The 16,717-nt window shown below is 72.7% G+C and carries 19 protein-coding genes; 7 read left to right on the top strand and 12 right to left on the bottom strand.

Annotated features, from left to right (window positions below; genetic code table 11):
- The first annotated feature begins 407 nt into the window (after nucleotides 1-407).
- Together IF655_RS26350 and IF655_RS26355 are read left to right on the top strand one after the other, a co-directional pair.
- Nucleotides 408-1,748 carry a transcriptional regulator gene (locus tag IF655_RS26350; RefSeq protein WP_199587624.1) on the top strand — a complete coding sequence of 447 codons (1,341 nt, stop codon included), beginning with the start codon at nucleotides 408-410 and terminating at the stop codon, nucleotides 1,746-1,748.
- Between the two features lie 101 nt (nucleotides 1,749-1,849).
- The gene (locus tag IF655_RS26355) at nucleotides 1,850-2,386 is read left to right on the top strand and encodes an NUDIX hydrolase (protein WP_199587625.1); all 537 of its coding nucleotides are present in this window, start codon (nucleotides 1,850-1,852) and stop codon (nucleotides 2,384-2,386) included.
- Between the two features lie 111 nt (nucleotides 2,387-2,497).
- Here the strand turns inward: IF655_RS26355 and IF655_RS26360 are convergent, their stop codons facing one another.
- Genes IF655_RS26360 through IF655_RS26375 form a run of 4 tightly spaced genes read right to left on the bottom strand, consistent with a single transcriptional unit; the run spans nucleotide 2,498 to nucleotide 5,052 of the window.
- The gene (locus IF655_RS26360; protein WP_199587626.1) at nucleotides 2,498-3,163 is read right to left on the bottom strand and encodes a hypothetical protein; all 666 of its coding nucleotides are present in this window, start codon (nucleotides 3,161-3,163) and stop codon (nucleotides 2,498-2,500) included.
- Nucleotides 3,160-3,999, bottom strand: a complete 840-nt coding sequence (locus IF655_RS26365; protein WP_199587627.1) for an ATP-binding cassette domain-containing protein — start codon at nucleotides 3,997-3,999, stop codon at nucleotides 3,160-3,162. Before IF655_RS26365 ends, IF655_RS26360 begins: the two co-directional genes overlap by 4 nt.
- Before the next feature lie 25 nt (nucleotides 4,000-4,024).
- Complete coding sequence (gene infA, locus IF655_RS26370) at nucleotides 4,025-4,249, bottom strand: translation initiation factor IF-1 (protein ID WP_018549108.1); 225 nt, start codon at nucleotides 4,247-4,249, stop codon at nucleotides 4,025-4,027.
- A gap of 53 nt (nucleotides 4,250-4,302) precedes the next feature.
- Nucleotides 4,303-5,052, bottom strand: a complete 750-nt coding sequence (locus IF655_RS26375) for a GNAT family N-acetyltransferase (RefSeq protein ID WP_199587628.1) — start codon at nucleotides 5,050-5,052, stop codon at nucleotides 4,303-4,305.
- A 275-nt stretch (nucleotides 5,053-5,327) separates the two neighbouring features.
- On the opposite strand from IF655_RS26375, the gene IF655_RS26380 reads away from it, so the two are divergent.
- Nucleotides 5,328-6,179 carry a phosphotransferase enzyme family protein gene (locus tag IF655_RS26380; RefSeq protein ID WP_199587629.1) on the top strand — a complete coding sequence of 284 codons (852 nt, stop codon included), beginning with the start codon at nucleotides 5,328-5,330 and terminating at the stop codon, nucleotides 6,177-6,179.
- Between the two features lie 94 nt (nucleotides 6,180-6,273).
- Here IF655_RS26380 and IF655_RS26385 read toward each other — a convergent pair whose 3' ends face one another.
- Nucleotides 6,274-7,149 (bottom strand): 3-hydroxybutyryl-CoA dehydrogenase, encoded by an 876-nt coding sequence (locus tag IF655_RS26385; protein ID WP_199587630.1) that lies wholly within the window; start codon nucleotides 7,147-7,149, stop codon nucleotides 6,274-6,276.
- A gap of 167 nt (nucleotides 7,150-7,316) precedes the next feature.
- Here IF655_RS26385 and IF655_RS26390 point away from each other — a divergent pair, with 167 nt between their 5' ends.
- Nucleotides 7,317-8,612 carry a glycoside hydrolase family 10 protein gene (locus IF655_RS26390; RefSeq protein WP_199587631.1) on the top strand — a complete coding sequence of 432 codons (1,296 nt, stop codon included), beginning with the start codon at nucleotides 7,317-7,319 and terminating at the stop codon, nucleotides 8,610-8,612.
- A gap of 37 nt (nucleotides 8,613-8,649) precedes the next feature.
- Here the strand turns inward: IF655_RS26390 and IF655_RS26395 are convergent, their stop codons facing one another.
- Together IF655_RS26395 and IF655_RS26400 are read right to left on the bottom strand one after the other, a co-directional pair.
- On the bottom strand, nucleotides 8,650-8,847 hold the full coding sequence (locus tag IF655_RS26395) for a DUF1918 domain-containing protein (protein WP_199587632.1): 198 nt from the start codon (nucleotides 8,845-8,847) through the stop codon (nucleotides 8,650-8,652).
- 18 nt (nucleotides 8,848-8,865) lie between these two features.
- Nucleotides 8,866-9,780, bottom strand: a complete 915-nt coding sequence (locus IF655_RS26400) for a DMT family transporter (RefSeq protein WP_199587633.1) — start codon at nucleotides 9,778-9,780, stop codon at nucleotides 8,866-8,868.
- On the opposite strand from IF655_RS26400, the gene IF655_RS26405 reads away from it, so the two are divergent.
- Entirely contained in the window at nucleotides 9,779-11,212 is a 1,434-nt protein-coding gene (locus tag IF655_RS26405) for a PLP-dependent aminotransferase family protein (protein ID WP_199587634.1), read from the top strand. The two genes, IF655_RS26400 and IF655_RS26405, sit on opposite strands and share 2 nt — an antisense overlap.
- Before the next feature lie 125 nt (nucleotides 11,213-11,337).
- Complete coding sequence (locus IF655_RS26410) at nucleotides 11,338-11,931, top strand: histidine phosphatase family protein (RefSeq protein WP_199587635.1); 594 nt, start codon at nucleotides 11,338-11,340, stop codon at nucleotides 11,929-11,931.
- On the opposite strand, the gene IF655_RS26415 is transcribed toward IF655_RS26410, so the two are convergent.
- The 4 genes from IF655_RS26415 to IF655_RS26430 form a co-directional block, all read right to left on the bottom strand.
- Nucleotides 11,913-12,398: a DUF6314 family protein gene (locus IF655_RS26415; protein ID WP_199587636.1), complete on the bottom strand. Its 486-nt coding sequence runs from the start codon at nucleotides 12,396-12,398 to the stop codon at nucleotides 11,913-11,915. The two genes, IF655_RS26410 and IF655_RS26415, sit on opposite strands and share 19 nt — an antisense overlap.
- Before the next feature lie 35 nt (nucleotides 12,399-12,433).
- Nucleotides 12,434-13,321 (bottom strand): AraC family transcriptional regulator, encoded by an 888-nt coding sequence (locus tag IF655_RS26420; RefSeq protein ID WP_199587637.1) that lies wholly within the window; start codon nucleotides 13,319-13,321, stop codon nucleotides 12,434-12,436.
- A gap of 95 nt (nucleotides 13,322-13,416) precedes the next feature.
- The gene (locus tag IF655_RS26425) at nucleotides 13,417-14,394 is read right to left on the bottom strand and encodes an alpha/beta hydrolase (protein ID WP_199587638.1); all 978 of its coding nucleotides are present in this window, start codon (nucleotides 14,392-14,394) and stop codon (nucleotides 13,417-13,419) included.
- Between the two features lie 32 nt (nucleotides 14,395-14,426).
- Nucleotides 14,427-14,999 (bottom strand): TetR/AcrR family transcriptional regulator, encoded by a 573-nt coding sequence (locus IF655_RS26430; protein WP_199587639.1) that lies wholly within the window; start codon nucleotides 14,997-14,999, stop codon nucleotides 14,427-14,429.
- 128 nt (nucleotides 15,000-15,127) lie between these two features.
- On the opposite strand from IF655_RS26430, the gene IF655_RS26435 reads away from it, so the two are divergent.
- A complete protein-coding gene (locus IF655_RS26435; RefSeq protein ID WP_199587640.1) occupies nucleotides 15,128-16,087 on the top strand; it encodes a hypothetical protein in 960 nt (319 codons plus the stop codon).
- 160 nt (nucleotides 16,088-16,247) lie between these two features.
- On the opposite strand, the gene IF655_RS26440 is transcribed toward IF655_RS26435, so the two are convergent.
- Nucleotides 16,248-16,685, bottom strand: coding sequence for a hypothetical protein (locus IF655_RS26440; RefSeq protein ID WP_199587641.1), 438 nt, complete (start codon nucleotides 16,683-16,685; stop codon nucleotides 16,248-16,250).
- Nucleotides 16,686-16,717 lie beyond the last annotated feature (32 nt).

A 16,717-nucleotide genomic window follows, 5' to 3' on the forward strand; every position in this document is an offset into this window, starting at 1 on the left:
GGGGGGGGGGGGGGGGGGCGGGGGGGGGGGGGGGGGGGGGGGGGGGGGGGGGGGGGGGGGGGGGGGGGGGGGGGGGGCGCCGGGGGGGGGGGGGGGGGGGGGGGGGCCCCCCCCCCCCCCCCCCCCCCCGCCGCCGTTTCCGGCCCCCTCGGGGCGGTCTCGCCGGGCGCGCGGCAACCGGTCTCAGGTCCGCGCCCCGGCTCTCGCGCGGGCCGCGAAGACCGGGCCGCCGCCGTTTGAGGGGGAGCGGGCGACCCGGCCGGCCTCGCGCGAGGCACCCAGTGAACCCGCTGCGCCCCACCCGGCGACAGTGCGCACACCGCACGGGTGGACGTACTCCGTTCACACCCCGTGTGAAGACGAACGCACTACGCTTACGCCACCAGGCCACCCCGGGGGGCGATGCCATGCAGCCCAACACTCTGCTCGACGCGATCCTGGACGAGGCGGGCGTCTCGCACGCCGGTCTCGCCGCCCGTGTCAACCAGGCGGGTCGCGGCCGCGGCCTCGTACTGCGCTACGAACACACCGCCGTGGCGCGGTGGTTGAAGGGCCAGCGGCCGCGCGGCCAGGTGCCCGACCTGATCTGCGAGGTGCTGGCCCTGCGGCTGCGGCGACCGGTCACGCTGGACGACATCGGGCTCGGGGTGCCCGGCGAGGCGGCGGTGGCGCACGCCGGTTCGCTCTCCGGCTTCGTGGAGCGCGCCACCGCGCTGTGGCGCTCGGACGAACAGCAGCGCCCGCACGTGCTCGGCGCACCCGCCGTGACCGGCACGCCCGCCGTGATGCCGGTGTGGGAGTGGGAGAACCCGCCCGAGGACACCGACGTCTCGCGCGGCGGTCGCCACCGGGTCACCCAGACCGACCTCGACACCCTGCGCGCCGCCCGCGCCCACTACGAGCAGATGTACCGCAAGGCGGGCGGCATCGCGACCCGCACCCGCATCGTCGGCTTCCTCAACGCCGAGGCGACCCCGCTCCTGCGCGGCAGCTACACGGACGCCACCGGCCGCCAACTCCACCGCGCCACCGGCGGACTGGTGGCCGTCGCGGGCATCTGCGCCTACGACTCCGACGCCCACGGACTCGCCCAGCGCTACTTCCACCAGGCACTGCGCCTCGCAAAGGCCAGCGGGGACCGGGGATTCGGGGCGTACGTCATAGCGCTGCTGGTCAACCAGTCCCTGCACATGCGGGAGTTCCGGCAGGCGGTCGCCTTCGCGGAGGCGGCGCTGCGGGCGGCGGGGCGGCACATCACCCCGGCGCTCGCCTCCGACCTGTACGCGATGCAGGCCAAGGCGTACGCCCATCTCGGCGACAGCGGCGGCGCGTTGTCCTGCATCCGGCGCGCGGAGAACGCCGCCGAGCACATCCGGCGCGGTCACGAGCCCGACGAGACGGGGTACGTGCAGCCCGGTCTGGTCAACGTCCAGGTGGCCGAGGCGCTGCTCAGCCTCGGGGAACTCGCCGCCGCCCGCGAGCACGCCGCCGCCGCGGTGGACAACCCGGCGCACGACCGGGGACGCGTGCACCGGCTCGCCATGCTCAGCACGATCGAGCTGCGCCAGGGCGACGCCGAGCACGCCGTGGCCACCGCCGTACAGATGGCCGAGCAGGCGCGTGGCATGGAGTCGCGCCGGTTGCGGGAGAGACTCAGCGAGGTGCGCGAACACCTGGTGCGCTTCGGCTCGGCCGGGGCGGCGGAGGCGGCGGAACTGATCGACGGGGCGCTGCGCGTGCCCCTGTAGAAGCAGGCGGGGCGTGCGGATGCAGGTGGCCGGGCGCACGGTAGGCCCGTCCTTCTCCCTGCTGCGATATTGCCACTTACTCAGCGGAAGGTGGCAGAACCGTGCAGTGGACGAAACAGAACGAGCAGACTGTGTACGCAAACCGCTGGTTCAGCGTCAACCTGGCGGACGTGGAGCTGCCGGACGGCCGGCACCTCGACCACTTCGTGATCCGGCTGCGTCCGGTCGCCGTCGCCACGGTGGTCAACGAGGCGAACGAGGTCCTCCTGCTGTGGCGGCACCGCTTCATCACCGACACCTGGGGCTGGGAACTGCCCGCCGGTGTCGTGGAGGACGGCGAGGACATCGCGAGCGCGGCCGCCCGGGAACTGGAGGAGGAGACCGGCTGGCGCCCCGGTCCCCTGCACCACCTCATGAGCGTCGAGCCGTCCAACGGCCTCACCGACGCCCGGCACCACATCTACTGGTCCGACCAGGGCGAGTATCTCGGCCCGCCCGTCGACGACTTCGAGTCCGACCGGCGCGAATGGGTGCCCCTGAAGATCGTCCCGGACCTGATCGCCCGGGGCGAGGTCCCGGCGGCGAACATGGCGGCGGCGTTACTGCTGCTGCACCATCTGCGGCTGATGGAGGGGTGAGAGGGTCACCGGATTGCCGGATTGCCGGGTCCCCCGATTCTGGGATTCCCGGGTTCCCGGGTTCCGCGCGACGCCCCGCCGACGGCTCCCTCGTGCCGGGGACCGTCGGCGTCACCCCGCCTCCCGGTCGGCCGTGGCGGCGGTACGGCCCGCTGCCCACGCGGAGACCCACCAGCAGGCGACCGCCAGCGGGAGCACGATCAGCAGGGGCAGCGCCGGGAAGTGGGCGCCGGAGGAGTAGGCGGCGCGGACGGCGGCGTTCGCCGGGGAGCCGGAGAACACCAGCAGCAGGACCGAGCCGACGATCAGCGCACCCGCCGCGCCCGCCGTCGTCCGCACCAGCGACGGGACGCAGACCGCGCCGAGCGCGCTGCCCGCCAGCAGGCAGACCAGTCCGACGGCCAGCCCGTCCCCGAGCACCGTCACGCCCGCCGTCCCCCGGGGCACCTTGCAGGTCAGCAACGCGGCACCGGACGCGAGGAGGACGAGCAGCAGACCGACCGCGAACGTGACGGCCAGCGCGGCGTACTGGGGACGGCGAGGACCCGCCGCCGCCGCGAGACACGCGCGGGCGGCGGGCGGCTCCGCCGCCGGGAGCGCCCGGGTGAGCCAGGCGAGGGCGGGCACCAGCGCGGCGGCGTTCCAGCCGAGCTGGCTGCCGAGGGTGGACTGGCTGTCCAGGGAGATCGCCAGGAGCCCGAGATAGAACAGGACGGGTGGGAGCCAGCGCTGGGAGCGCAGGAGCAGGGCGGTCTGGTAGTGGAGGAGCGCCTTCACCGTCGACCTCCGCTCACCCGGCGGATATGGACACCGGTGCCGGTGCGCCCGCCACCCGGCTCGGCGGCGAGCAGTGCGCGGAGCAGGGCGTCGGAGTGTTCCTCGTCGGTCTGCAGCCGTACGGTGCCGTCCGCCAGGGTGGTCACCGTGCGGACGCCCGGGAGCGCGGCGGTGTCGGGCGGACCGCCTGTGAACTCGATCAACACCGGGGGAGTGGTGATCTGCCGGTTCACGGTCACCGTGCCGTCGCCGACGGTCCACAGGAGATCGGTGCGGTCCGCGAGCCGGTCCGGGGCGTGGTCGACGTAGACGACGGTCGCTCCCTCGGACACCCGCTGCTCCACGGCTTCGTCCAGCGCGCCGCGCGATTCCGCGTCCAGCCCGGTCCACGCCTCGTCCAGCACCAGCAGCGCGGGCTCACCGAGCAGCGCCTGCGCGACCGCGACCTTCTGACAGGTCCCCTTGGAGAGCTCGGCGAGCGGCCGTTCCGCGTGCTGCCCGGCGCCGAAGCGCTCCAGCAGGTGTCTGCCGCGCCGCTCGCCCTCCGCCGCCGTCAGCCCGTGCGCGCGACCCATGAGCCGCAGGTACTGCACGGAGGTGAACGGCAGCGTGGCCGGGAACCGCTCCGGTACGTACGCGGCGCGGCCGGTCCGCCCGGCCACGCGTCCCCGCGCGGGCCGCACGGCCCCCGCGACGACACGCAGCAGGGTGGACTTCCCGCAGCCGTTGACCCCCTGAACACGGATCAACTGCCCTGCGGGCACATCCAGTTGGATGTCGCGCAGCACCCAGGGCCCGCGCCATCCATAACGCAACCCGACTCCCTCAAGCCTCATCGGGTCAGCATAGGAAGCGCGGTGCTCAGTTGCGGTAGCGGTAGAGGATCCGGCCGCGCGTCAGGTCGTACGGGCTCAGCTCCACGAGGACACGGTCGTACGGGAGGATGCGGATGTAGTTCTTCCGGATCTTTCCGCTGATGTGCGCCAGTACGTGGTGGCCGTTCTGCAGCTCCACCTTGAAGGTGGCGTTGCGCAGGCATTCGAGGACGGTGCCTTCGAGTTCCAGGCCCTTCGATGTTCTTGCCAAGGTCGCTCGTTTCTCGATTCTCGGGGTTGTTGTTCCGGTGTGTGCGGTGCGGGTCAGTGGCGCACCAGTTCCAGGTAGCTGCCCGATGGCCGGGCGCCGATGCCTTCGACCAGCGTGATGGCCGCCATGTTGGTGTCGTCCACCTCGGCCCAGGCGGAGTCGATCCCGCCTTGGTGCAGCGCGCCCAGCGCGTGGGTGAGCAGCGCCCGCCCGATGCCGTGCCGCCGCTGCTCCGCCCGTACGGCGAGGAGACCGATCCGGGCGCGGCTGCGGACCGGTACGACCCGGATCAGACCGGCGTACGCGCCGTTCCGCACCGCCACCGCGTACTTCGACGGGTCCACCAGGGTGTCCCCGGCCGGGCGGGGGCGCACTTCGGCGGGCATGGTGTGCCAGCCGACGGTGGCTTCGACTTCCTCGCGGATCGCCCGGTCCAGCGCCCGCAGCGGGGCTTCCTCCGCCTGACCGGCGGGCAGGATGGTGACGCCCTCCGGGAGGTGGGGTGCGACCGGCGCGGTGGGCAGCACGTACTCCCACTCACGGCGTCCGGGGGTGAAGCCGAGCCGCTCCCACTTCGCCGTCAGCTCGTGGTCGTCCGCACCGACCAGGGTGTGGAGCGGTGCGGTGAGACCGTCCAGCATCGCGGTGGCCAGCCGGTCGAAGACCGCGTCCTGCCATACGTCGACGCTGACGAAGAGCCGCCCGTCGGGTCGGTGCGAGACGTCGCCCTCACCGATGATCCGGCCGTCGTCCACGGCTTCCCAGCGCGTCTCCGCGACCCGCGTGATGTGCACAGAGTCCATAGGTGTTCGCCTTTCAGGAATGCCTTGTCGAACAGACGCTCCCGACGACACCTGGATCAGTCGCACACCGTGACACACAGAGGGAGCACCCACTTCACTACAGCGTTCATGGGTCTCACCTCCTCCAGCCAAGTCACGGTCCCCCGCAACGTACCAGCCCGACCACCGCCCGGGCCAACCCTTTTCCGGTGCGGGGCTCCTCCACGACGGGTTGGTACGGTGCGGGGGTCGCACCAATGGGACCGTCGTGACGGCACTCAAGGCAGGGGGCCGGGATGCGGACGCCGGAGCTTCAGCGGGCGACGACCGCCGCCCTGTCCACCGCCTCGTCCCTCGGTCTGAGAGCCGACGACGCGATCGTCCTGCACGACTCGAACAAGCTCACCCTGCGGCTGCTGCCCTGCGACGTCGTGGCCAGGGTGGCATCCGAGGCGCGGCAAGTCGCCCGCTTCGAGGTTGAGTTGGCGCGGGGTCTCGCCGGGTCCGGGTGCCCGGTGGCAGCCCTCGCGCCCGGACCGGAGCCGCGCGTCCACGAGCGCGACGGCTTCGTGATCACGCTGTGGACGTACTACGAGCCCATGGCGCCGCCCGAGATCCCACCCGCCGACTACGCCCACGCGCTCCAGCGCCTGCACGCCGGCCTGCGCGCCCTCGACGTACCCGCGCCCCGCTTCACCGACCGCGTCGAGCGAGCCCGACGACTCGTCGCGGATCACGACCGCACCCCGGAACTCGCCGACGCGGACCGGGAGTTGCTGGCCGACACGCTACGACGACTGGGGCGGGCGATCGGAGAGCGCGGGGGAGCCGAGCAACTGCTGCACGGGGAGCCGCATCCGGGCAACGTCCTGGCCACACCGGACGGTCCTCGGTTCATCGACTTCGAGACGTGCTGCCGTGGCCCCGTCGAGTTCGACCTCGCCCACGCGCCCGAGGAAGCGGCCGATCACTACCCCGGTGTCGACCACGCCCTGCTGCGCCGGTGCCGGACTCTCGTCCTGGCGATGGTCACCGCATGGCGGTGGGACCGGGACGACCAGTTCCCGGACGGACGCAGGCTGGGCACGGAGTGGCTGGGCAGGATCCGGGCGGCACGCGAACGCGACGGTCGGGACGCCCTCGGCTGAACGCGGGCGCACCAACGCCGTATGCAAGCGAGGGCCGCCCCTGGAAACCCAGTGGGCGGCCCTCGATGTGATGCGGCTGGGGGAGACCCGGAGGTCAGGCGTACGTGTAGAACCCCGACCCCGTCTTACGGCCAAGGCGCCCCGCCTCCACCATCCGCTGGAGCAGCGGGGGAGCGGCGTACAGGGGCTCCTTGTATTCGGCGTACATGGAGTTCGCGATCGAGACGATCGTGTCCAGGCCGATGAGGTCGGAGAGCTTGAGGGGACCCATGGGGTGGGCGCAGCCCATTTCCATGCCGTTGTCGATGTCCTCGCGGCTGGCGATGCCGGACTCGAACATGCGGATGGCGGAGAGGAGGTACGGCACGAGCAGCGCGTTGACGACGAAGCCGCTGCGGTCCTGGGCACGGATCGCGTGCTTGCCGAGGACCTTCTCGGCGAAGATCTGGGCGCGGCTCAGGGTGCCCTCGGAGGTGGTGAGCGCCGGGATCAGCTCGACCAGGCTCTGCACGGGGGCGGGGTTGAAGAAGTGGATGCCGATCACGTGGTCCGGGCGGGACGTGGCGACCGCCAGCTTGACCAGCGGGATGGAGGAGGTGTTGGAGGCGAGGATCGCGTCAGGGCGGGTCACCACCTGGTCGAGCACGCGGAAGATCTCCGTCTTCACCTGCTCGTTCTCCACGACAGCCTCGATCACGAGGTCACGGTCCGCGAACTCGCCGAGGTCGGTGGTGAAGCTGAGCCGCGCCTGCGTCGCGTCCCGCTCCTCCTCGCTGATCTTGCCCCGCTCGGCTGCCTTGGTCAGGGAGTTGTACAGCCGGGTCCGGCCGATCTCCAGGGCGTCGCCCGTGGTCTCCGCGACCTTCACGTCCAGGCCCGCCCGGGCGCACACCTCCGCGATGCCCGCGCCCATCTGGCCGCAGCCCACCACTCCGACGCGCGAGATGTCTCCGGCTCGGAAGTCCGTCACATCGTCCCCTTCGCTGGTTCTTGACTCTCGCAGGGCCTCCGGAATCGGTGCCTGCTCCGAGCGTGCACGTTACCGCCAAGTATCGATGATCGATCGCCGGGGTAGGGACAAGCCGTACCGTCGGGACGGTCCGTCATGGGGCGGATTCGGAGCGTGTGGGGGTGGACATGGCGATTCGGGCGGAGTCCGGGACGGGGTCCGGGGAGAGAGCGAGTGGGGCGGCGGTCTCGCGCCGGGCGTTCACGCTGGCGGCTGTCACCGCCCTCGCGGCGGCTCAGGGCATCCAGTCCGCCCAGGCGCGGGTGCCCCACGCCCGCCCGGCGCATCCCGGACGCCGTACCGAGATGCGGGGCGTCTGGCTCGCCACCGTCGCCAACCGCGACTGGCCCTCCCGCCCCGGTCTGTCGCCCGGGGAGCAGCGCGCGGAGCTGACCGCCCACCTCGACCGGGCCGTACGGGACCGTCTCAACACCGTGATCTTCCAGGTGCGCCCGACCGCCGACGCCCTGTGGCCCTCGCCCTACGAGCCCTGGTCCGAGTACCTGACCGGCACCCAGGGCGCCGACCCGGGCTGGGACCCGCTGGCCACCGCCGTCGAGGAGTCCCACGCGCGCGGTCTGGAGCTGCACGCCTGGTTCAACCCGTACCGCGTCGCCAACCACACCGATGCGACCCGCCTGGTCCCCTGGCATCCGGCGCGCACCCACCCCGACTGGACCGTCGTCTACGGCGGCAAGCTCTACTACAACCCCGGTCTGCCGGAGGTCCGCCGCTTCGTGCAACGGGCCATGCTCGACGCCGTACGCCGCTACCCGGTCGACGCCGTGCACTTCGACGACTACTTCTATCCGTACCCGGTGGCAGGGGAGACCTTCGACGACGACGTGGCGTACGCGGCCCACGGCGCGGGCTACCCGACCCGCGCCGACTGGCGCCGCGCCAACATCGACAAGCTGATCCGGGAGATGGCGGCAGGCATCCGGCGCGTACGTCCCGGCACCCGCTTCGGGATCAGCCCCTTCGGGGTGTGGCGCAACGCCGCGACCGACCCGCGCGGTTCGGACACCACGGCGGGGGTGCAGACGTACGACGACCTGTGCGCGGACACCAGGACATGGGTGCGCGAGGGGTGGATCGACTACATCGTGCCGCAGGTGTACTGGAACATCGGCTTCGCCGCCGCCGACTACGCCACGCTCGTCGACTGGTGGGCGCGGCAGGCCGAGGGCAGCCCCACCCGGCTCTACATCGGCGAGGCGCTCTACAAGGCGGGCGCCGCCGGACAGCCTCCGGCCTGGCAGGACCCGGCGGAGCTGTCCCGGCACCTCACGCTCGCGGCGCGGTACCCGCGGGTGCGTGGTCATGTCTTCTTCGCCGCCCAGGACGTGGCCCGCGACCCCCTGGGGGCGATGGCACGGGTGGTCGCCGACCACTACGGGCGGTCGGCGAGACCCCCGCGCTGACCCCCGTTGCCGTTCGCCCCGGCTCGGCTGCTTGCCTCTACTTCGACTCGTCCTCGGGGTGCTGGACCTGGCAGTCCGGGCCGGGAGACATGATCGCCTCGTGCCCGTCCTCGAAGCGGACGCGGTAGGGCGGTTCGCCCTCCTCGCCGATCACTTCCACCACTTCCGACACCTGGTCGTGCTGTCCGACCACCCTCCCGTGCTGGACAAGGTGGTCGCCCTTGTGGGCACGCATCTCGGGCCCTCCTCACGGTCATGACCGTTGGGTGACGGCGATGCACACGAGCACGGCGACGGCGGTCAGCGGAGCGGCCGCGGTGACATGCTCGCCCAGTAGCAGTGCCGACCACACCAGTGTGAGCAGGGGCTGAGCCAACTGCAACTGGCTGGCCCGGGGGATGCCCACCGCCGCCATGCCCCGGTACCAGAGCACCAGGCCGAGGAACTGCGAGCCCAGCGCGACCCACAGCACGCCCGCCACCCCGTGCGCGGTGAGCCGTACCGGCTCGTGCCCGAGCGCCAGCGCCGCGCCCAGCGCGCTCAGCGGCAGACACAGCACCAGCGCCCAGCCGATGACCTGCCAGCCGGGCATGATCCGGGCCAGTCTGCCGCCCTCGGTGTATCCGGCGGCGCACACCAGCAGGGCGGCGAAGAGGTAGACGTCCGCCCTGGTCACGGCGCCGCCGCTCTGGGTGATCGTGAACGCGACCACCGCCGCCGCGCCCACGAGGGCCGCCGTCCAGAACCGGCGCGAGGGCCGGGCGCCGACGCGCAGCGCGGACATCGCGGCGGTCGTCAGCGGCAGCAGACCCACGACGACGGCGGCATGCGCGGTGGTGGAGGTCTGCAGCGCGAGCGTGGTCAGCAGCGGGAAGCCGAGCACCGTACCCGCCCCGACCACCGCGAGACCCGGCAGATGGCGCCGGGCGGGCAGCGGCACCCGCAGGAACAGCAGACAGCCGCCCGCGACCAGCGCCGCGAGGACACCCCGGACCGCCGTGAGCGACCAGGGTCCGAAGCTCTCCAGACCCCAGGCGGTGGCGGGGAAGGTGAGGGAGAAGGCGACGACACCGAGGGCCGCGAGGCCGCTGCCCATGAGCCGGGGCTCGCGCGGCGGCGCGGTGACCGTTATCGGGGTCGTGGCGGTAGCGCTACTCTGTGCTCTCATGAATGAGCGTAGCAGTGTGGGCGAGCTGGCGGAACAGCTCCGGCGGGAGCTGAACCGCTACTCACCGGGTGAGAAGCTGCCCTCCAGTCGGGCGCTGGTCGAGCGGTTCCGGGTCAGCCCGGTGACCGTCTCGCGGGCGCTCGCGCAGCTCGCCGCCGAGGGGCTGGTCGTCACCCGGCCCGGCGCCGGTGCCTTCCGCGCCCGCCCGCACGCCACGCCCGCGCCCGCCGGGGACACCTCCTGGCAGGAGGTCGCGCTCAGCGCCGACGGCACCGGCGACGTCGTCCCCCGCACCGTGGACGCCTCCGGTGTCATGATCTCGCTGCCCGCCCCGCCGCCCGGCGTCCTGGAGCTGAGCGGCGGCTACCCGCACCCGGGTCTCCAGCCCGAACATGCCATGGCCGCGGCGCTCGCCCGCGCCGGACGGCGCCCCGGCGCGTGGGGGCGACCGCCGCTGGAGGGGCTGCCCGAGCTGCGGGAGTGGTTCGCGCGCGGCATCGGCGGCTCCGTCAGCGCCGCCGAGGTGCTGATCGCGGCGGGCGGCCAGTCCGCGCTCGCCACCGCGCTGCGCGCCCTCGCCCCGGCAGGCGCCCCCGTCCTCGTCGAGTCGCCCACCTACCCCGGGATGCTGGACCTCGCCCGCGCCGCCGGACTCCGACCCGTACCGGTGCCGATGGACCGCGACGGCGTACGCCCCGACCTGCTCGCCGACGCCTTCCGCGCCACCGGCGCCCGCGTCTTCGTCTGCCAGCCGCTCTTCCAGAACCCCACCGGCGCCGTCCTCGCCCCCGAGCGCCGCGCCGAGGTCCTGCGCATCGCCCGCGCGTCCGGCGCCTTCGTCATCGAGGACGACTACGTACGCCGCCTCGCGCACGCCGACGCGCCCCCGCTGCCCCGCCCGCTCGCCGCCGACGACCCCGACGGCGTCGTCGTCCACGTCGGCTCGCTCACCAAGGCGACCTCGCCCAGCTTCCGGGTCGCCGCGCTCGCCGCGCGCGGTCCGGTGCTCGAACGGCTGCGCGCCATCCAGATCGTGGACAGCTTCTTCGTGCCCCGCCCGCTCCAGGAGGCGGCACTCGAACTCGTCGGCTCCCCGGCGTGGCCACGCCATCTGCGGTCGCTGTCGGCCGAGTTGGCGGCGCGCCGCGAGGCGATGACCGGCGCCCTCGCCCTCCACCTCCCCGAACTCGCCGTGCCGCACATCCCGTTCGGCGGCTTCCATCTCTGGCTCCGGCTGCCCGAGGGGGTCACGGAACCGGCGCTGATCGGCGCCGCCCTGCGCGCGGGCGTCGCCGTCACCCCGGGGCGCGCCTACTTCAGCGCCGAGCCCCCGGCGGCGCACATCCGGCTGAGCTTCGCGGCGGTCGCGGGCACGGGGGAGATCGCGGAGGGGGTACGGCGGCTGCGGGCGGCGTACGACGAAGTGCGGTGAAGCCGGACAAGTCCCTTGGTGCCGCTGCGAGTTGACGTCCGGCGTGGCGGTGTTTTCCGGTCACTCCGCGTAGGGCGGGGCTGATCGCCCTTGACCGGTACCCGTCCTGGGCCCACCATCGGCCCATGCCACTTCGGGTGACGTTCGTCGCGGCCGCCCCCGGGTCCCCGTCGTACGCCGAGCGCTTCGGGGACGACCGGCCGCTGGACCAGGCCGGCTGGGACGAGGTGCAGCGGATGGTCGGGTACCTGCTCCCGCTGGCCGCCGCCGAGCTGCGCTACTGCTCCCCGACCCCGCGCAGCCGCGCCACCGGCGACGCCCTCGGGTACGCCCCGCTGGTCCAACTCGCCCTGCGCGACTGCGACATGGGGCGCTGGCGCGGGCTGACCCTGGGCGAGGCGATGGCACGCGAACCGCAGGCGGTGGACGCCTGGCTGACCGACCCGCGCTCCTCACCGCACGGCGGCGAGTCCCTGCTGGCGTTCATCTCCCGGGTCGGCGGCTGGCTCGACACCCGCCCGGTGGACGAGTACGGGCGGATCGTCGCCGTCGCCGAGCCCGCCGTGATCCGCGCGGCTCTGGTGTACGCGCTGAAGGCGCCGCCCGCGACCTACTGGAACATCGACGTACGCCCGCTGTCCGCCACCACCGTCCTGGGCGGCTCCGGGCGCTGGAACCTCCACCTGGACGGGGTGTCCGCTCAGCCCTCGCGCACGTAGTCGGTGGTCAGCACCAGGTCCTTCGCCGGACCGCCGACCCGCCACACCGAACGCCAGTGACCGGTATCGGTGACGGTGAACTCGCCCCGGTAGAAGTCGGCGGAACAGGGGTGACCGGCGATGTGGTGCCCGGTGCGCAGATCCAGGTCGTGGAAGGGGCGCCCGTCCGCGAACCGTACGTCCGCCGTCCCCGGCACCCGACCCGGCAGAAACCGCAGCGTACGGGTCGCGGGGCGGGTCACGCCCTGCCAGGTGAAGTCCCCGGACTCCTCGTGCAGCAGCCCGCCTTCGCCGTCCGGCAGCGGCGCGAAGACGGTGCTGCCCTCGAAATGCCCGGTGTCCCCGCTCGCGAGGTCGCGCACCTCACGGGTGACGCGCCAGCGCCCGGCGAGATGGGCCAGCACGTCGGGGACGGGCAGGTGGTCGCCGTTCACCTCGTCCGCCGCCGTGGCGCTGCGTATGTCCATGCCCCGAGCTTACGGGCGATGTCCGTGCCCCGGGCTCACGGACGCCCGCCCCCGGCGTACCGGCGCGCCTCCTCCACCGGCAGCCACAGCTCGCAGTCTGCCTCGGTGCCGTCCGGAGTGGGACGGACCCGCAGGATCTCGGGACCGGGGCGACTCACGTACGGGTTGGACGGGAACCACTGCATGAACACGTCCCGGTACAGCAGTTGCACGGCGTCCGGCATGGGCCCGGAGACGGTGAACACGGCCCAGGCACCGGCCGGGACGGCCAGGGTGGCGAGGTGTTCGGGCGCGGGCGCCGAGGTGACCACCGCGTGGTAGTAGTCCAGCTCCGTGCCCTCGGCCCGGCTCGGGTCCAGGTCGTCGCAGACCGCGACGATCCCCTCCGGCTGCTGGTCCGACAGCTTCGCCAGTCGCGCCAGTTCCTCCCGGTCGTTCCCCCGGACGAAGTCCATGATCGCCTGGTTCGGTCCCAGGTGCACCAAGGGCACCCGCGCCTTGAACCCGACCACGTCGAACTCCGGCTTCTCCACGATCCGATGCCGCATACTGCCGCTCCCTTCGATCACGAGACGGAAGGACATCCGGGGCTGCGAACTGAGCGTGGCTCCCGTGCGGCGCGCCTCACCCGGTCCGACGCCGTGCATCGCGCGGAACGCCCGCGCGAACGCCTCACCCGAGCCGTATCCGTACCGCACGGCGATGTCGAGCAGCGTCCCCCGCCCCGAGACCACCTCGGCCCCCGCGAGCGTCAGCCGCCTGCGCCGCACGTACTCCGACAACGGCATCCCCGCCAGCGCGGAGAACATCCGCCGCAGGTGATACGTCGAGGTCCCGGCGATCCGCGCCAACTCCTCGACGTCCACGGTCCCGTCGAGATCGCACTCGATCCGCTCCATGACGTGATTGAGCCGCTTCAGCACGCCCCGGCTCCTTCCTTCTGACGTCACCGACGCTAGGCGGGGCGGGGGAGTCCGGACCCGACTATCGGTGCCCGATGATGTCGGGTGGGCGGGGATCAGTGCCGTACCGGCTCGGTCGTGTTCCTGGTGACGAAGTCCGCGATGGCGTCCTGCATCTGCTGGAGTCCCGGTTCTTCGAGGGGGTAGTGGCCCGCGTTGTCGAGCATGACGGTGTCGACGGGGACCTTCGTGATGCGGGACAGCACCGGGAGGCTGAGGCGGTGGGGGCTCCAGCGGTCCTCGGCGGGCTGGGTCAGCAGCACCGGACAGGCGTCGAAGTCCTCGGGCTCGACGGCAGGGGCGTAGTTCAGGTAGCGGTCCAGGAACCGGACGCCGACCCAGTTGGCGGCGGAGGTGCGGTCCCGCATGAACACCTTCATCGCGCCGGGGTCGTTGGCGAGCGCGGACATCTTGCCGGCCAGGCTCATCGGGTACCGCACCCTGGCGGCCGGGGTCCTGGCGAGCAGTCCCATCAGTGGCGCGCCCAGGCGGGCGGTGAGCAGGTCGTGGGAGGTCTCGTCGCGGACCTGCCGGTCGCGCTGGTCGAGGAAGGTCATGCCGACGATGCCGCGCAGCGTGCCACGGGGTGCCTTGGCGGCGACGTGGTAGGTGAGCATCCCTCCGGCGCTCAGCCCGTACAGCACGATCGGGCGGTCGTCGCGGGACTGTTCGTGGGCGAGGTAGTCGACGACGAGGTCGACCCAGTCGTCGTAGGAGGGGGTAGTGCCGGGACGGACCTGGGTGAGTCCGTAGCCGAGGTTGTCGAGGGCGACGGTCTCGAAGCCGCGCGCGGCCAGCGGGGCGCCCAGGATCAGCGACATCTGGCGGCCGTTGGTGCCGACGCCGTGGTGCAGGACGACCTTGGCGCGGGCGGCGGGGTCGGGGTAGCGGTCGAGGTGGACACGGTGACCGCGCCAGTCCCAGAACTCCTCGACGGGTGCGGTGGCGTCGGTCAGCCGCAGCCGCTCGGGCAGATGGCGCTGCAGTTGGCGCCAGGCGCGCTGTTCGCGATACAGGGTGGGGGTCTTGCTCATGGTGAGGCCCTTCGGCGTGGCCCGACCGTGGGTCAGGCGGGGGGTGGGGAGGCGGGGGCGAGCGCCCCGCGGGTGATCATCCGCACGCCGGTCTCCAGGTCCCGGCGCGCGGCTTCGACGTCGCGCAGGTCGTCCTCCAGACCGCGGGTGAAGGTCAGCAGCACCCGGGTCGTCCGCTCGGCTGCCTCGGGGACGGCCTCGGACACGGCGGAGACCAGCAGCCGGGTGAGGTGGTCCATGTAGGCGGTGACCAGCTCGGGGGTGTGGGCGGAAGCGGCGGCCAGCAGTTCGTAGGCGTGCGCCGGGCTGTCCTGCCACAGCCGGACGGCGACCTCCAGCTTCACCGTGAGCACGCCGAGCACCTTCTCCTCGGCCGTGCCCGCCGCCTCCGCCGCGGCTTCGGCTTCCTCGGCGGCGGACTCCAGCCACGCCCGGATGACCTTGGCGAACGCCTCGTCCTTCGTCCCGGCGTACTTGTAGACGGTCGGGCGCGACAGCCCCGCCTCCTCGACGATGTCGGAGATGGTGGTGCGGCGGTACCCGCTGCGACAGAAGCAGCGGTAGGCACTGTCGAGCACGAGCTGGGAGGACGGAACCTTCGGCATGGCTACGAATTTAACAAACGACTGCAAGTTTGTAAACGCGGGAGGGTGGGACCTGCCGTCCCGGCGGACCGAGTGCGCGAACCGCCTGCGCCCGACCGGCGGTTCGCGCCGGGCGTTAGCCTCTGCGGATGACTCCCGCGCCCCCTCCCCGACCCGTCACGCGCCACCGCGACGGCCGGATCCGTGCCTACCGTCCGACAGCCGACCCCGGCGTCTTCGGGACGCTCGACCCCGTGGCGGTCTTCCGGGCGCGTGCCGGTGACGAGGTCGTGGAGTCGGCGGTACGGCACGATCTGGAGCGGGCTGTCTACACGACCCCGCACGGCGTCGTCTGCCTGAGCCGCGCCGGGGACCCGGTGTGGGCGGCGGACTTCGAGCCGCGCTCCGAGGAGAGCCGTGGTCATCGCCCGGACTGCGCCTTCTCCCTGGACGGGCGGACCGTGTGGGTCTACCGGCCGGACGCGATGGCGGGACGCGGGGACTTCGACCAGTGGGTGGTGCACGACACCGACAGCGGGGCGGTCCTCGCCCGCCATGAGCTGAAGACCGTCGGGCACGGCGCCTTCCACCATGTGCACCCCGTGGACGGGAGCGTCTACCTCGACATCGGCGAGGGCCAGGACGGCACGGTCACCGTGCGCGGCACCGTCGGCGCCGACGGCGTACCGCAGTTCACGACCTACCCCTGGTCCGACCGCTGCCTGATCGACCTCGCGCCGGACGGGGAGCACTTCATGTCCGTCGAACACGGCCAGACGGACGTCGCCTTCCACCACCACCCCGACGGAACCGTCCTCCTCACCCTCTCCGTCGAGGACTTCGGCCACGACCCGGAGGAGACGTTCGTCGAATGGTCCGGCGGCTACCTGACCCCGGACACAGCCGTCGTCACCCTGGGCGGCGAGACCGAGGACGGGGGCGAGTGGTTCCGCAACCACCTGGTCGACGTACGCACGGGCACGATCGGCGACGAGATCACCGTCGAGGCGACCAACCCGTACGACCTGAACCCCCTGGGCGACGGCTCCTTCCTGCTCCCCGGACCCGAGGGGCATCCGGTCCGGCGGTGCTGCCTGGGCGGGGCGTGATCGCGTGGAGTAGTCGGTGGAGCGCGCTGCCGCCAGAGGGCGAGTGCCTTCTGCTGCGACGTGCAGCGAAAGGGAGCGCGTCGAGGAGTGCGTCGCCCTCAGGGGGCTCCGCCCGCTGCCGTAACCGGTCCTGGGCTCGCGGAAGCCAGTGGCGCGGCGGTCAGTGGCGTCGGCCGTCGTACCGCAGCGTCGGTCGGTGCAGGATCTCGCCGAGCCAGTCGGTGGTGAAGGCTGCCAGGTCCTCGACCGGTGCGGTGTGCTCGCGCGGCACGATGTCCGGGCACTCCTGGGTCGGCGCGAGGGTGCAGATGTGCAGTTCACCGCACCGTACGGTGTCCGCCTCCAGGGAGGCGCCGAGTGCGAGGAAGCGCGCTCGGTGGTGGCTGAGGTCCACCACCAGGCGCATCTCGTCGTGCTCCGCGGTGTCGCCGTCCTCGTCGAGTTCGTCGCGGGGGAAGAACAGTGCGTAGGTGTCGCCGGGTCGGCAGGGCCATTCCCGGGCGCCCTTTCGGACCAGGCGCAGGAACTCGCGCTGGGACGGGTCGCAGTTCTCCGGGGTTCTGTCGTGTTCGTCGAACTCGAACCAGAGCGGGTGCATGGGCGCCATCGTAGGTTCGGGCAGCCGGACGG

The organism is Streptomyces sp. DSM 110735 (assembly GCF_016482685.1).
Lineage (GTDB): Bacteria > Actinomycetota > Actinomycetes > Streptomycetales > Streptomycetaceae > Streptomyces.